This is a genomic window from Polymorphobacter megasporae, assembly GCF_018982885.2.
Taxonomy (GTDB): domain Bacteria; phylum Pseudomonadota; class Alphaproteobacteria; order Sphingomonadales; family Sphingomonadaceae; genus Polymorphobacter_B; species Polymorphobacter_B megasporae.
This window is the reverse complement of the sequence record NZ_CP081848.1, coordinates 3,082,742-3,095,761: the sequence shown is the minus strand read 5'-3', so window position 1 is coordinate 3,095,761 and position 13,020 is coordinate 3,082,742. Positions and strand designations below refer to the sequence as shown.

Below are 13,020 nucleotides of genomic sequence, written 5' to 3'. Positions count from 1 at the left end.
GACATCGCAAGGAAAACCAGATGGAAACCGTTGCTACGACCAACCCCTACGGCCTGATGCAGGCCCTGCAACAGGGCGGTATCATCACCCAGGCGATTTTCGGCGTTCTCGTCGTCATGTCGCTCGGTTCGTGGTACATCATCCTGACCAAGTGGTGGGACCAGCGGAAGGTGCTTGCCGACGCCGGTGAGCTCGAGAAGAAGTTCTGGGCCGCGCCCAGCCTCAAGGACGGCGCATCGAAGCTCGGCAAGAACAGCGCGTTCCGCCAGATCGTCGACGACGGCCTGCGCGCTTCGGAGCATCACGAAGGCCGCCTGACCGACAAGATCGATCAGCACGAGTGGGTGACGATGGCGCTCAACCGTTCGAACGCGAGCGTCGTGTCGAAGCTCCAGGGCGGTCTCGCCTTCCTCGCCTCGGTCGGTTCAACCGCTCCGTTCGTCGGTCTTATGGGCACCGTCATCGGTATTTACCGCGCGCTGATCAACATCGGCATCGCCGGTCAGGCATCGATCGACAAGGTTGCCGGCCCGGTCGGTGAAGCGCTGATCATGACCGCGCTCGGCCTGTTCGTCGCCGTTCCCGCCGTGCTCGGGTACAACTACCTGATCCGCCGCAACAAGTCGGTCACCGAAAAGCTCGGCGACTTCGCCTCGGACGTCCACGGCTACCTGATGTCGGGTGCTCGCGTCCCCTCGGAGACGATGGTCGTTTCGGGCAAGCCCGTAGTCGCGCGTTGATCGATAAGACGAGGGCTTTACCATGTCGATGAATGTCGGATCACCGGACGAAAGCGGTGAAGAAGGGCCGATGACCGACATCAACACGACGCCGCTCGTCGACGTCATGCTGGTGCTGCTGATCATCTTCCTGATCACCGTTCCGGTCGTCATCCAGACGATCCCGTTGTCGCTGCCGAAGGTCGCCAATCTGCCGACGACGACCAAGCCCGAGAACGTGTTGCTGTCGGTCGATGCCGCCTGCAACACGTACTGGGGTCAGCAGAAGATCGCGACGAAGCAGGAACTCCTCGATCGCTCGGTCGCGGCGCTCCGTGCTGAAATCAAGCGGCAGAAGGATGCGGGCTCGAAGCAGGAACTGCCCGAGGTCCATATCCGCGGTGACGCCAACATGGAATATCGCTGCGTCGGGGGTGTGATCTACACGCTCCAGCGCGCGGGCTTCCAGAAGATCGGCTTCATCTCGGAGCCGCCTGCCGGCACGATCACCGAACGTTAAGATACAAAGCGGCGGGCCGCGCCCGCCGCAAGGAGTATAGAAATGGCGATTAGTTCCGGTGGTGGCGGCGAAGGCAGCCCGATGATGGACATCAACACGACTCCGTTGATCGACGTCATGCTCGTCCTGCTGATCATGTTCATCATCACGATTCCGATCCAGACGCATGCGGTCAAGCTCGACCTGCCGCCGCCCAACCCCAATCCGTCGGACGTCAAGCCCGACTTCAACCAGGTCAACATCGACTTCCTCGGTGCGATCTACTGGAACAACAAGGAAGTCACGCTTCCCCAGTTGATCGGCTACATGAAGCAGGCGGTGGCGATGCCGGTCGAACCCGAGCTCCGGCTGAAGCCCGATGCTTTGGCAAAGTACGTCGTGGTCGACGAGGTCATGGCAGCGGCGCAGCGTTCGGGCGTCAAGAAGATGGGCTTCGTCGGGAATGAGGCTTACGCGAACCAATAGCTTTCAAGGACGCAGGCGGCGAGGATTGAGCGGCGGTTAATTTGCCGCTCATATTCACGCTTCGCAAGCGCCTCCGATTTCGCTAACGACGCGTTCGCGTACGTCACGCATCATTTCCTACGGAGAACGACAATGAAGACTGCCATTACGCTGGTCGCTGTTGCCAGCCTCGGCCTGCTCGGTGCCTGCGGCAAGAAGGCTGCTGAAACCACCGACACGACGACGACCACCCCGGTTGCGACCGACGCGTCGGCCCCGGCGAGCGATGCGATGACGTCGACGACGACGACCGCGACGACGACGACCGATGCCGCCGCCGATGCGATGAAGACCAAGGCCGATGGCGTTGTCGACGCCGCCAAGTCGGATGCCAGCGCGATGAAGGACTCGACCGACAAGAAGGCCGACGCCATGGTCGACGCTGCCAAGGACAAGGCGAGCGCGATGAAGGACGATGCGTCGAAGACTGCCGACGCGATGAAGGAACATGCCAAGGCGACCAAGGATTCGATGGATGCCAAGGCCGACGCGATGAAGAAGAACTAAGCTTCTCTGATATCGTCGAATACGGGGGCCGGGCGGAAACGTCCGGCCCCTTTGTTTTGCGCGCCACCTTGAGTGCGGGCTTATCGTGCAGTCACGGGATAGCCGGAGCCGTATCTTTGCCTTTGCTCGACGGTCTGGCGCTGCGGAGCAGCCATCTTGCACATAGCCGGGATCGCCAAGAATCGACGACACATCACTCACGCTGTCGGGGATGACTGCTCTTCGCCTGTGTAGATTAACGAAGCTCGCGAACCCGTCGACCTCCTAAAGCGGGCTCAGGACTTTGCCCGGATGAATGTCCAACGTTCGTCATCCGACCGCCGCGCATCGAATTTGTAGCCCTCGGCGGTGAAGTGCTTGAGACCGTCGGGGTGATCGAGCCGCTCGTCGCACATGAATCGCGCCATGGCGCCGCGCGCCTTTTTCGCGATGAAGGTATTGAAGCGCAGCGCGCCGCCGTCGTTGTCGCGAAAATCGATCGCGATGACTTTGCCCGGTAATTTATCGACCGCGACCGCATCGAAATATTCGACGCTGGCGAGGTTGATCAGCGTTTTGTCGTCATGGTCGGCAAGGTCCTCGGCCAATGCCTTCGCGATCCGTTCGCCCCAGAAATCGACGAGCGTCTTCGTCCGGCCGACCGGAAGCTTGATTCCCATTTCGAGCCGGTACGCCTGCATCAGGTCGAGCGGGCGCAACACGCCGTACAGACCCGACAGGATGCGGACGTGATCCTGCGCGAAATCGACGGTTTCCGCAGTCATCGCCGGTCCGTCGAGCCCCGAATAGACGTCGCCGTCGAACGTATATAGCGCAGGTCGGGCGTTTTCGGGCGTGAACGGCGTCTCGAACGCCTTGAACCGCGCCGCGTTGAGCTCGGCGAGCGCTTCCGAAATGTGCATCAGCTTGCGCAACGCCGATGGCCGCAGCTTGGCCGCGACCTTGGCCAGCCGTTCCGCCTCGGCGATGAAGCGCGGCTCGGTCGCGTCGACCGCGGGCACCGGGGTCTCGAGATCGAGGGTCTTGGCGGGGGAAAGGACAGCAAGCATGCCCCTGCCTAGGGAGCGAAACCTTGTCTGAACAGTTCAAAAGTCGTTCATGCGGCGCTTGCTACGCGATTGACCGCAACGTTTCAGCGGCTTAGCGCTGGGGCAAATTAGTCCGATGGGAGACACTGATGACGCCGACTTCACGCCTGTTGCTTGCCGCGATGCTCGCGACGACCGCGATCGCCGCCCCCGCCACCGCGAAGAAGGCCGAGGCTGCCGCCGCTGCCGCGCCCGGCGCGGTCGATGCCAAGAACATTTCGAAGCCCGTTCGCCCGGTTCTCGTCGAGGCGCAGAAGCTCGAAGCCGCGGGTGACAACGCCGGCGCGCTGGCGCAGCTCCGCACCGCCGAGGCCGCGGGCAACCTCAATTCGACCGACATTTTCTTCATCAGCCAGATGAAGCTCGGGCTCGGTAACAAGCTCAAGGACAATGCGCTTCTTGAGGAAGCGATCAAGGCGTCGGCGAACAGCGAGTTCCTGCCCGCAGCTGACAAGCCGAAGTATGTCAAGAACCTCGCCGCGCTATCGCTCCAGCGGAACGACTATAATGCCGCGACGCAATATTATGAGCAGCTCGCGACGATGACGCCGAACGATCCCGACATCTTCAGCAATCTTGCGGTGCTGTATTCGCGTCAGAAGCAGAACCCGCAGGCGATCGCATCGCTGCAGAGGGCGATCGCGGCGACGAAGGCGTCGGGCAAGACCCCCGATGAATCGCTGTACCGGACCGAGCTTAAGATCGCGGTTGATGCCAAGCTGCCGGCGCTCGTCCAGTCGGCGTCGATGGATCTCGTCACGGCATATCCGAACCCGGTCAACTGGCGCGACGCGTTGCTCGTCTACCGCGACAGCGTCAAGACCGACGATCAGTCGAACCTCGACATCTTCCGCCTGATGGACGCCGCCGGGGCGCTTAACGGCGAGCGCGATTATGCCGAATATGTCGAGACCGCGATCGGCAAGGGCCTGCCGGGCGAGGCGAAGACCGTGCTCGCCGAGGGCGTCCAGAAGGGCATGCTCTCGAGCAGCAAGCCGTATATCGCCGACTATAACAAGTCGATCACGACCCGACTCGCCGCCGACAAGGCCGGCCTTGCGGCGGGTGACAAGGAAGCGCGGGCTGCCGCCACCGGCAAGACCGCGATGGGCCAGGGCGACGCCTATTTCGGCTATGGCGATTACGCCAAGGCGGCCGACATGTACCGGCTCGCGCTGACCAAGGGCGGGGTCGACACCGCGACGGCGAACCTGCGTCTCGGCGCGACGCTGGCCAAGGCGGGCGACAAGGCCGGGGCGACTGCCGCGCTCCAGCTGGTCAAGGGTGCGCCGCGCGAGGCGCTCGCGTCATACTGGATGACCTGGCTGAACTCGAAGGCCTGATCACACCAAGTTGATTTCGGTGCCGCCGCGCGAAGGGTAGCTTTCGCGCGGCGGTTTCGATATAGGGCATGACCGTAGCCCAATATCGGCGCTGCGGGCAGCCGAGGCTCGCAGACGCATGGAAATCCGGACTGGGCTGACCTTCGACGACGTACTGCTGGTCCCCGCCGAGTCCGCAGTGCTGCCCAGCGCCGCCGATACCTCGACCCGGATCACCCGCGAGATCGCCCTGACGATCCCGATCCTGTCGTCGGCGATGGACACCGTGACCGAGGCCGACATGGCGATCGTCATGGCGCAGGCGGGCGGTCTCGGTGTCCTCCACCGCAACATGGACGTCGACGTCCAGGCGCAGGCGGTGCGGCAGGTCAAGCGGTTCGAGAGCGGCATGGTCGTCAACCCGGTGACGATGCGTAGCGACGAGACGCTCGGCCAGGCGCTCGCGCTGATGAAGCATCACAAGATCAGCGGCATCCCGGTCGTCGACGCCGCAACCAACGGCGGCCCTGGGCGGCTCGTCGGCATCGTCACCAACCGCGACGTCCGCTTTGCCGAAAATCCCGAGCAGCCGGTCCGCGAGCTGATGACCCACGCCAACCTCGTCACCGTCCGACCCGGCGTGACGCAGGACGAGGCGCGGCGCTTGCTTCATGCGCGCCGTATCGAGAAACTGATCGTCGTCGACGAGGATTACCGCTGCATCGGGCTGATCACCGTCAAGGACATCGAGCGCGCGGTCACTTACCCCAATGCGACCAAGGATTCGACCGGGCGGCTTCGCGTTGCCGCCGCGACGACCACGGGTGACCTCGGTTTTGCGCGGACCGAGGCATTGATCGACGCCGAATGCGACCTGATCGTCGTCGACACCGCGCACGGCCATTCGGTCCACGTCGCCGCCGCCGTCAGCCGGATCAAACGGCTGTCGAACCGCGTCCAGGTCATCGCCGGCAACGTCGCCACCGCCGAGGCGGCGCGCGCGCTTGTCGGGGCGGGGGCCGATTGCATCAAGACCGGTATCGGCCCGGGGTCGATCTGCACCACCCGGATTGTCGCCGGGGTCGGGGTGCCGCAGCTCACCGCGATCCTCGACACCGCCGAGGCCGCCGCGAAGCTGGGCATTCCGGTGATCGCCGACGGTGGTTTGCGTACCAGCGGCGACATTGCCAAGGCGCTCGCGGCGGGGGCGGCGGCGGTGATGGTCGGGTCGATGCTTGCCGGGACGACCGAGGCTCCGGGCGAAAGCTTCCTGTTCCAGGGGCGGACGTACAAGTCGTATCGCGGGATGGGGTCGGTCGCGGCGATGGCGCGCGGGTCCGCCGACCGCTATTTCCAGCAGGACATCAAAGACCAGCTCAAGCTCGTTCCCGAAGGCATCGAGGGGCAAGTCGCCTACAAGGGCCCGGTGCGCGACGTCCTCCATCAACTCGTCGGCGGGTTGAAGGCGGCGATGGGCTATACCGGCGCGGCAACGATCGCCGAGTTCCAGCAACGCGCGGAGTTTATCCGCATCACCAACGCCGGCTTGCGCGAAAGCCACGTCCACGACGTCGCGATCACTCGCGAAGCGCCGAACTACCCAACGTGACCGGGACCCTCGATTTAGTGAACACGACAATATGACCCCCGGGGCCCGCGTTCAGGCGGCGATCGAATGCATCGACCTGATTGCCGATGCCGCGCGTGACAGCGGAGCCGCTGCCGACACGATCATCGCGCGCTATTTCGCGGCACGCCGCTACGCCGGGTCGAAAGACCGCCGCGCGGTTCGCGACCTGATCTACGACGTCGTCCGCAGCATCGGCGATCGCCCCGCGAGCGGGCGCGGCGCGTTGATCGGACACGCTCGCGCCAACGCACCGCAGTTGCTCGCGCTGTTCGGCGGGATCGGGCACACGCCGGCGGCGCTGGTCCACAACGAGATTTCATCCGCGACCAATCCCGCGCCGGGCTGGCTCGTCGAGAAGCTCGAGCGCCGCTTCGGGGCCGATACGCCACGTCAGGTCGCGGCGCTGCTTGGGCGGGCACCGCTCGATCTGCGGGTCAACACGCTGCAGACGACGCGCGATGCCGTCCATATCGAAGGGGCCGAGCCGACGCGCTTCGCCGCCAACGGCCTGCGGACGACGTTGCCGCTCGCTGTCGAAACGACGCCGCAGTTCCTTGCCGGCGAGATCGAGATTCAGGACGAGGGCAGCCAGATCGCCGCCGCGGTCTGCGGGGCCGAGCCCGGCATGACCGTCGTCGACCTGTGCGCCGGGGCGGGGGGCAAGACCCTCGCGCTTGCCGCCGCGATGCAAAACGACGGGCGCTTGATCGCCACCGACACCGATCGCGGGCGGCTCGACCGCATGGGGCCGCGCCTCGACCGTGCCGGGGTATCGATCGTTGAGCGGCGGCTGCTCAACCCGGGGGCCGAGCGCGACAAGCTGACCGATCTTCGTGAAGCCGCCGATCTCGTTGTCATCGACGCGCCGTGTTCGGGGACGGGAACGTGGCGGCGTAACCCCGAGGCGCGCTGGCGGCTGACCCCGGCGCGGCTCGACCGGCTCAACGAGGCGCAGGCGCGGCTGCTCGATCTCGGCTCGACGCTCGTCAAATCCGGTGGCGTGCTCGTCTATATCGTCTGCTCGCTGCTCCCCGAGGAAGGTGAGGCGCAGATTGCCGCATGGCTTCGCCGCAACGCAACATTTAAATCCGTGATGTTCAGCAACCCGACAGGGGGCGAGGCCGTAAACAGCCTCGTGCTGACACCGGGGGCCCACGGGTGCGACGGATTCTACATCGCGCGACTGACCCGGGTCTGATACGATCGCTGCGGATTAAGTCGGTCAAGACACCATCGGAGCGAGCCGAAATGCGTAAAGCCTGGTCGATTCCCCTCGCGCTGCTGGTTACCGGGGCGGCGGCGACCGTCGCGATCGGCGCGGCAAGCGACGACACCGTGTCGCCGGCGTCGCTGCGCTGGGTCGCGATCGGTCAGGCCGCGCTCGACAAGGGCCAGGCTCCGGCAGCGATCGACGCGTTCGAGGCCGCGCTAGCTGTCGATCCGAAGGATGCGCGCGCCTTCCTCGGCATCGCCCACGCGTATGACATGCAGAGCCTGCCGGGCCGCGCGATCAAATATTATCGCGAGGCACTGTCGCTCGAGCCGAACGACCTCGGCGCGCTCGAAGGGCAGGGCAAGGCGCTGATCGCGCGCGGCGCAACAACGCGCGCGCGGGTCAACCTCGACCGTATCAAGACGCTGTGCAAGACCGACTGCTCGGCCGCCAAGCGCCTCGAAACCGCGCTCGCCGCGCCGCCGCCGGTGATCGCTGCGACCGCAAGCGCCGAGCCGGTCAAGCCGACGGTATCGAAGAACTAGGTCGCATTTTCTAGCGAAGCGCGGGGTTCGGCAGCCGCATCCCGCAACTAGGCATCTTAGTCGATCAGGGCTGTCGTGCGATTCGCCGAGAGGGCCACTCGCCGAAGCTCAGCACGTCCCACGCAGTCGATGCTGGTATTCGACCGTGCTTCCATAATTCAACGACGTGAGGTGCCAGCCGGTCGAGCTGTTGGCGAACTCAAACCGGCCGACCGTGGCGCTGTGGGCGTCCTGGACGTCATATTTTCCGTTCGGCTGCACCCGCGACCGGATCATGTTGAAGGTCGTGCCACCATCGCCTGACTCGCACTTGAGTTCGGTCGCCATGTAGCGAGCGAACTGGGTGCGGCCGATTTTGGCCGGATGGTCCTGGTCGCTATCGAAGCCGGCCGACAGCGGAAACTTCGTCAATGCGGCGACCTTCGCCAGATCGTGGGCGACCACCGCATTGCGAAACTTGCTCCAGAATGCGCCGAAATCGGTGGTCGCGGCGGACGCAGCCGTGCTCGACACCACGATGCTGAAAGCCAAGGCCGCAGTTTTAACGGTAGAGTTCATGTCACGCCTTCCAACGGTAATGGACGGAGGCAAACGCACCAGCACCGGCGCGGGCGTGGCTGATCTGATGCCTTTTACCCTGGTTGCCGCCAAAATAATTCGTCGTGTTTCCCGCCTGGCTGTCGAAAAACGTAACGTGATTGCCGCTCCCGGACGTCCGCCCGGCCCAATGGATGACCATGACACAGCCGTGTCGCGGCTTGGCCAGCGCGACACCCCAGTCACGCCAGCTCGCAGCGCTCGCAAGATTAGTGCCGGCAATTCCCGCCTGCTTCATGCACCAGTTCACGAACGCCGAGCACCATGCCTCGTGCGTGCCGATCCCGGGATGGTATGACGTCGCCTGGAAATATTCGTGAATACGCTGGTTACCGTCGGCGGTCCCGAACACGGTCTTGTGCGCCTCGAACTCGGCAAGCGCGACCTGATACCAGGCCGGATCACTGGCATCGCTGCCTTGGACGGGGGCCGGGGGTGCCGCCGCCGGCGCGGGCGCGGGCGGAGGCGCAGCAGCCCGCGGCGGGGGCAGGTGCGGGGCCGTCGGGGCGGCGTTGGGGTGTGGCAGAGGTGCAGGGCTCGGGCGCGCCGCGCTTGCGGCTCCACCGGCTGAGGCCGAAGCCGCCGGATGCGCTGCGGGGGTCGCGTTGGGTTTGGCCGCCGCCGCCGCCAGATCGGGGAGGTGCAGACTGCTGCCCAGCGCCGCCCACGTTTTCACGCCGACGATGCCGTCGGCGGCGAGGCCATGCGCCTGTTGAAAGCGAGTCGTGCCCGACTTGGTCATCGCGCCGAAGATGCCGTCACGGGTGAGCCCGGGTTTGGCGTGAAGCGCTTGGTTGAGCAGATGCTGGAGCACACGAACGCTGCCGCCACGCGCCCCGACGGCAAGTTCCGGATGATTAGGCATGCATATCTCCCCTGTCGGATGAGAAACGGTTCACGCCGTTAAAAGTGCCAAAATAGATATGTGAACTCTCTGCGAAGCGGACGAAACACAGGTTCTTATTGTTGTGCCTAAACCATCGCGTCGGGGCGGCATCGTCGCACAGTTTGCGATCAGTCGCAGGCAAGATACGATTCGAGGTTTCCAATTAGTGTTCAGGTGACGACCGTTATTTCTCCAGCAACGCCGCCAGCATGACGAATTCCGCCACCGACAATGTTTCCGCGCGCCGCGCCGGGTCGATGCCCGATCGTTCGAGCGCCGCGACGCCTCCCGAAAGCCCGCGCAGGCTGGCGCGCAGCATCTTGCGGCGCTGCCCGAAGGCGGCGGCGGTGAGACGTTCGAGGGTGGCGACGGCGATGTCGCCCATCGGCTCGGCGGGGACGATGTGGACGACCGCGGATGTTATCGTCGGCGGCGGGGTGAACGCCTGACGCGGCACGTCGAAAGCGATTCGTGGGGTGCTGCGCCACTGGCTGAGGACCGCGAGGCGGCCGTAGGCGTCGCTCCCCGGCGCGGCGACGATCCGCTGCGCGACCTCCTTCTGGAACATGCATGTCAGGCTCAGCCACCACGGCGGCCATGGCGTCGTCAGCCAGCGGACGAGGAGCGCGGTGCCGATGTTGTACGGCAGATTGGCGACGACGTGGACATTGCCGCCGGTCAGCGCCGCCTCATCCTGTGCCATCGCGTCGCCGCCGATAACCGTCAGCCGACCGGGAGCGGCGTCGGCGAGTTCGGCGAGCGCGGGAAGGGCGCGGTCGTCGCGCTCGACCGCGGTGACGGTCGCCCCGGCGCGGAGGAGCGCGCGGGTCAGTCCGCCGGGACCGGGGCCGACCTCGTAGATCCGCGCGTCCGCAAGCGGCCCTGGTACCCGCGCGATCCGGTCGAGGAGGTTGCCGTCGAGGAGAAAATTCTGGCCGAGCGTCTTCTTCGCCGCCAGCCCGTGGCGGGCGATGACTTCGCGTAAGGGAGGCAGGTCGTCGAGGCTCATCGCAGCGATCAGCCCCGCGCGCGGCGCGCCGCCGCCTCGCCCGCCATGCGGATCGCCGCGATCATCGCGGCCGGACTGGCGATCCCCTGGCCGGCGATGTCGAACGCGGTGCCGTGGTCGGGGGAGGTGCGGACGATCGGCAGGCCCAGCGTGATGTTGACGCCGTCGTCGAAGTGGATCGTCTTCAGCGGGATCAGTGCCTGGTCGTGGTACATGCAGATCGCCGCGTCGTACTTCGCCCGGGCGGTCGCGTGAAACATTGCATCGGCGGACGTCGGCCCGGTGACGTCGATTCCCTCGGCGCGGAGGATATCGATCGCGGGGATGATGACGTCGATCTCCTGCCGTCCGAGCGTGCCATTCTCGCCGGCGTGCGGATTGAGCCCGGCGACCGCGAGGCGCGGCGCGGCGATACCGAAATCGCGCTGGAGGCCGCGGGCGGTGACGCGCGCGCGCGAGACGATGAGGTCGGTGGTGAGGATGTGCGGAACCTGCGCGAACGGGGTGTGGATGGTCACCGGGACCGTCCGCAGCGTCGGTCCGGCGAGCATCATCACGACATTGCCCCCCGATATGCCGCAGCGTTCGGCGATAAACTCGGTCTGGCCGGGATAGGTAAAGCCGATCTGATACAGCTGCGCCTTCGACACCGGCCCGGTGACGATGCCCGAAGCCGTTCCGGTGCGGGTCAGGCCAACCGCGATCTCGAGGCTGTCGAGCGCGCAGCGGGCTCCCGGCAGGTTCGGCGCGCCGGGGATGATCTCACCGGGATCATCGACCTGGACCAGCGGCAGCGCGTGGGGAAACATCGCAGCGGCGTCGCCGGGAGCCCCGAGCGCGACGACCGGGCCGTCCCAGACCCCGCGGATCGAGCGCATGTCGCCGATCGCGAAGAACGGCGGCAGGTTGTGCGTGATCCGGGCCGCCCACGCTGCAGCGACGATTTCGGGCCCGATTCCAGCGGGATCGCCGAGCGCGATCGCCAGCGGGGCGAGCGGCACGGGCATCCTAGCGGCCCCTTCCAACGGGCCATGTCAGGTCCATCTCAGCGATAGTCGACGATGGCGTCGCGGCGAAGGTCGCGGAGGTAGCGGCGGGCACGCATGTTGACGCGCTCTTCGTTCATCTGGGCGTAGACCGCGTCGAAGCTTGGTTCGGCGGCGAGCGTCGGCTTGTCGTCGCGGCCGCACAGGACGAGGACGCGCAGGCCGTCGGCGGCCGAGCCGAACGGCGGCGTCGCCTGGCCGATCGAGAGCTGCTTCATCAAATTCTGCAGCGCAGGCGGCAGATCTTTGATTGCAATCGAATCGTTCGTCGCGATATCGGCGCCGATGTCCTTGGCGACGGCATCGGCGCGGCCGCAGCCGCCCATGTCCTGCGTCGCCTTGCGAAACTTCGCAACGATCGCCTCGCCTTCGGGCTGGGTGATGCCGGGCTTGAGCGCCATCGAGAGCTGCTTCAGGCTGAGGATCGCATCATCGGGGTTTGCGGCGAGGACCTGCCGCTTTTCGATGAGTGCCATGATCGCGACGCCGCCGGGAACGCGGATCGGGTCGCTGACGCCGGTCGCCGGATCGCCGGCGGTCAGCTTGGTGACGACCGGCGCCACGGCGTCGTTCAACTGCTCGGCGCGGACCCAGCCGAGGTCGCCGCCAACACCCGCGGTCGATGCTTCGGAGAACTGGCGGGCATAGGCGACGAACGATGCGCCGCCGCGGATCTGCCCGACGATGCGTCCGGCGTCGGTCATCACCTGGGTTTCGTTCTCGGGCGTCGCCGACAGGAAGATCTCGCCGACGTGATATTCGTCCTTGCCCTTCGACGCGGTCAGCTTTTCGATGACCGCCTTGACCTCGTCGTCGCCGACGTTGACCAGCGGCTCGACCTTGCGGCGGAGCAGGCGGCTCCAGGCGAGTTCGCCACGGATCTGCCCACGGATCGACGCCGGCGACGAGCCCGATCGCTTGAGGAACTCACCGAAGGCGGTCGGCGACTGCTTGAAGTTCGTCGCGACGCGGTTGTACGCCTGGTCGACATCGGCATCGGCAATCTTGATGTCGGCGGACTCGGCCTCGCCGATCTCGAGCTTCTCGTCGATCAGGTTGCGGAGCACCTGGAGGCGGAGACGCTGCTTTTCGTCGGCATCGATCTTGCCGCCGTTCGCTGCGATGACAAGGTTCAGCCGCTGTTCGACATCGGTGTCGGTGATGACCGCGCCGTTGACGATCGCCGTTGCCTTACGCAGATTCGGGTTGAAGTCGGCGAGCGCCTGCGCGTCGGGCAGGGCGAAGGCCGCGTCGGGGGAGTTGTCGGCCGCCTGCTGCGCCCCGAGCGGAGCCGCCAGTATCGCGCCGGCAAATAACACCGCCGGCAGTCCACGCAATCTCATCAACGTCTCCTCGGGCCCCCGCCGCCCGTGCCACACATCGCCGCGCTCTACACGGTGCCGCAGCGTTGCGCAAAGTCGATACGCCCGATGC

14 protein-coding genes are annotated in these 13,020 nt (G+C 65.7%); 8 read left to right on the top strand and 6 right to left on the bottom strand.

The window, feature by feature from the left end:
- Window positions 1–20 precede the first annotated feature (20 nt).
- The 4 genes from KTC28_RS14460 to KTC28_RS14445 all read left to right on the top strand — a co-directional run bounded on the left by KTC28_RS14460 (window position 21) and on the right by KTC28_RS14445 (window position 2,250).
- Entirely contained in the window at window positions 21–740 is a 720-nt protein-coding gene (locus tag KTC28_RS14460; protein ID WP_216707843.1) for a MotA/TolQ/ExbB proton channel family protein, read from the top strand.
- A gap of 22 nt (window positions 741–762) precedes the next feature.
- Window positions 763–1,239, top strand: coding sequence for an ExbD/TolR family protein (locus KTC28_RS14455; protein ID WP_216707842.1), 477 nt, complete (start codon window positions 763–765; stop codon window positions 1,237–1,239).
- Window positions 1,240–1,281: 42 nt separating this feature from the next.
- Window positions 1,282–1,704: an ExbD/TolR family protein gene (locus KTC28_RS14450; protein ID WP_216707841.1), complete on the top strand. Its 423-nt coding sequence runs from the start codon at window positions 1,282–1,284 to the stop codon at window positions 1,702–1,704.
- A 132-nt stretch (window positions 1,705–1,836) separates the two neighbouring features.
- Entirely contained in the window at window positions 1,837–2,250 is a 414-nt protein-coding gene (locus tag KTC28_RS14445; protein WP_216707840.1) for a hypothetical protein, read from the top strand.
- Window positions 2,251–2,525: 275 nt separating this feature from the next.
- Here KTC28_RS14445 and yaaA read toward each other — a convergent pair whose 3' ends face one another.
- Window positions 2,526–3,299, bottom strand: a complete 774-nt coding sequence (gene yaaA, locus KTC28_RS14440) for a peroxide stress protein YaaA (protein WP_216707839.1) — start codon at window positions 3,297–3,299, stop codon at window positions 2,526–2,528.
- 128 nt (window positions 3,300–3,427) lie between these two features.
- Between yaaA and KTC28_RS14435 the strand changes: the two genes are divergently transcribed.
- The 4 genes from KTC28_RS14435 (at window position 3,428) to KTC28_RS14420 (ending at window position 8,048) form a co-directional block, all read left to right on the top strand.
- Complete coding sequence (locus KTC28_RS14435; RefSeq protein WP_216707838.1) at window positions 3,428–4,681, top strand: tetratricopeptide repeat protein; 1,254 nt, start codon at window positions 3,428–3,430, stop codon at window positions 4,679–4,681.
- Window positions 4,682–4,799: 118 nt separating this feature from the next.
- Window positions 4,800–6,269, top strand: coding sequence for an IMP dehydrogenase (guaB, locus tag KTC28_RS14430; protein WP_216707837.1), 1,470 nt, complete (start codon window positions 4,800–4,802; stop codon window positions 6,267–6,269).
- 31 nt (window positions 6,270–6,300) lie between these two features.
- Window positions 6,301–7,488, top strand: coding sequence for an RsmB/NOP family class I SAM-dependent RNA methyltransferase (locus KTC28_RS14425; RefSeq protein WP_216707836.1), 1,188 nt, complete (start codon window positions 6,301–6,303; stop codon window positions 7,486–7,488).
- 50 nt (window positions 7,489–7,538) lie between these two features.
- Window positions 7,539–8,048: a tetratricopeptide repeat protein gene (locus tag KTC28_RS14420; protein ID WP_216707835.1), complete on the top strand. Its 510-nt coding sequence runs from the start codon at window positions 7,539–7,541 to the stop codon at window positions 8,046–8,048.
- 108 nt (window positions 8,049–8,156) lie between these two features.
- On the opposite strand, the gene KTC28_RS14415 is transcribed toward KTC28_RS14420, so the two are convergent.
- The 5 genes from KTC28_RS14415 to KTC28_RS14395 all read right to left on the bottom strand — a co-directional run bounded on the left by KTC28_RS14415 (window position 8,157) and on the right by KTC28_RS14395 (window position 12,929).
- Window positions 8,157–8,651, bottom strand: coding sequence for a hypothetical protein (locus KTC28_RS14415; protein WP_216707834.1), 495 nt, complete (start codon window positions 8,649–8,651; stop codon window positions 8,157–8,159).
- A complete protein-coding gene (locus tag KTC28_RS14410; protein WP_216707833.1) occupies window positions 8,608–9,510 on the bottom strand; it encodes an NlpC/P60 family protein in 903 nt (300 codons plus the stop codon). Before KTC28_RS14410 ends, KTC28_RS14415 begins: the two co-directional genes overlap by 44 nt.
- 205 nt (window positions 9,511–9,715) lie before the next feature.
- Window positions 9,716–10,540: a 16S rRNA (adenine(1518)-N(6)/adenine(1519)-N(6))-dimethyltransferase RsmA gene (gene rsmA / locus KTC28_RS14405; protein WP_216707832.1), complete on the bottom strand. Its 825-nt coding sequence runs from the start codon at window positions 10,538–10,540 to the stop codon at window positions 9,716–9,718.
- Window positions 10,541–10,548: 8 nt separating this feature from the next.
- Complete coding sequence (gene pdxA / locus KTC28_RS14400) at window positions 10,549–11,547, bottom strand: 4-hydroxythreonine-4-phosphate dehydrogenase PdxA (protein ID WP_216707831.1); 999 nt, start codon at window positions 11,545–11,547, stop codon at window positions 10,549–10,551.
- Window positions 11,548–11,585: 38 nt separating this feature from the next.
- Window positions 11,586–12,929 (bottom strand): peptidylprolyl isomerase, encoded by a 1,344-nt coding sequence (locus KTC28_RS14395; protein ID WP_216707830.1) that lies wholly within the window; start codon window positions 12,927–12,929, stop codon window positions 11,586–11,588.
- Window positions 12,930–13,020 lie beyond the last annotated feature (91 nt).

Bases quoted from the DNA above. Each gene is read 5' to 3' on its own strand.
- pdxA (WP_216707831.1), bottom strand. From the start codon at position 11,547: ATGCCCGTGCCGCTCGCCCCGCTGGCGATCGCGCTCGGCGATCCCGCT.
- KTC28_RS14450 (WP_216707841.1), top strand. From the start codon at position 1,282: ATGGCGATTAGTTCCGGTGGTGGCGGCGAAGGCAGCCCGATGATGGAC.
- KTC28_RS14460 (WP_216707843.1), top strand. From the start codon at position 21: ATGGAAACCGTTGCTACGACCAACCCCTACGGCCTGATGCAGGCCCTG.
- KTC28_RS14410 (WP_216707833.1), bottom strand. From the start codon at position 9,510: ATGCCTAATCATCCGGAACTTGCCGTCGGGGCGCGTGGCGGCAGCGTT.
- KTC28_RS14445 (WP_216707840.1), top strand. From the start codon at position 1,837: ATGAAGACTGCCATTACGCTGGTCGCTGTTGCCAGCCTCGGCCTGCTC.
- yaaA (WP_216707839.1), bottom strand. From the start codon at position 3,299: ATGCTTGCTGTCCTTTCCCCCGCCAAGACCCTCGATCTCGAGACCCCG.
- KTC28_RS14425 (WP_216707836.1), top strand. From the start codon at position 6,301: ATGACCCCCGGGGCCCGCGTTCAGGCGGCGATCGAATGCATCGACCTG.
- rsmA (WP_216707832.1), bottom strand. From the start codon at position 10,540: ATGAGCCTCGACGACCTGCCTCCCTTACGCGAAGTCATCGCCCGCCAC.
- KTC28_RS14435 (WP_216707838.1), top strand. From the start codon at position 3,428: ATGACGCCGACTTCACGCCTGTTGCTTGCCGCGATGCTCGCGACGACC.
- KTC28_RS14420 (WP_216707835.1), top strand. From the start codon at position 7,539: ATGCGTAAAGCCTGGTCGATTCCCCTCGCGCTGCTGGTTACCGGGGCG.
- guaB (WP_216707837.1), top strand. From the start codon at position 4,800: ATGGAAATCCGGACTGGGCTGACCTTCGACGACGTACTGCTGGTCCCC.
- KTC28_RS14395 (WP_216707830.1), bottom strand. From the start codon at position 12,929: ATGAGATTGCGTGGACTGCCGGCGGTGTTATTTGCCGGCGCGATACTG.
- KTC28_RS14455 (WP_216707842.1), top strand. From the start codon at position 763: ATGTCGATGAATGTCGGATCACCGGACGAAAGCGGTGAAGAAGGGCCG.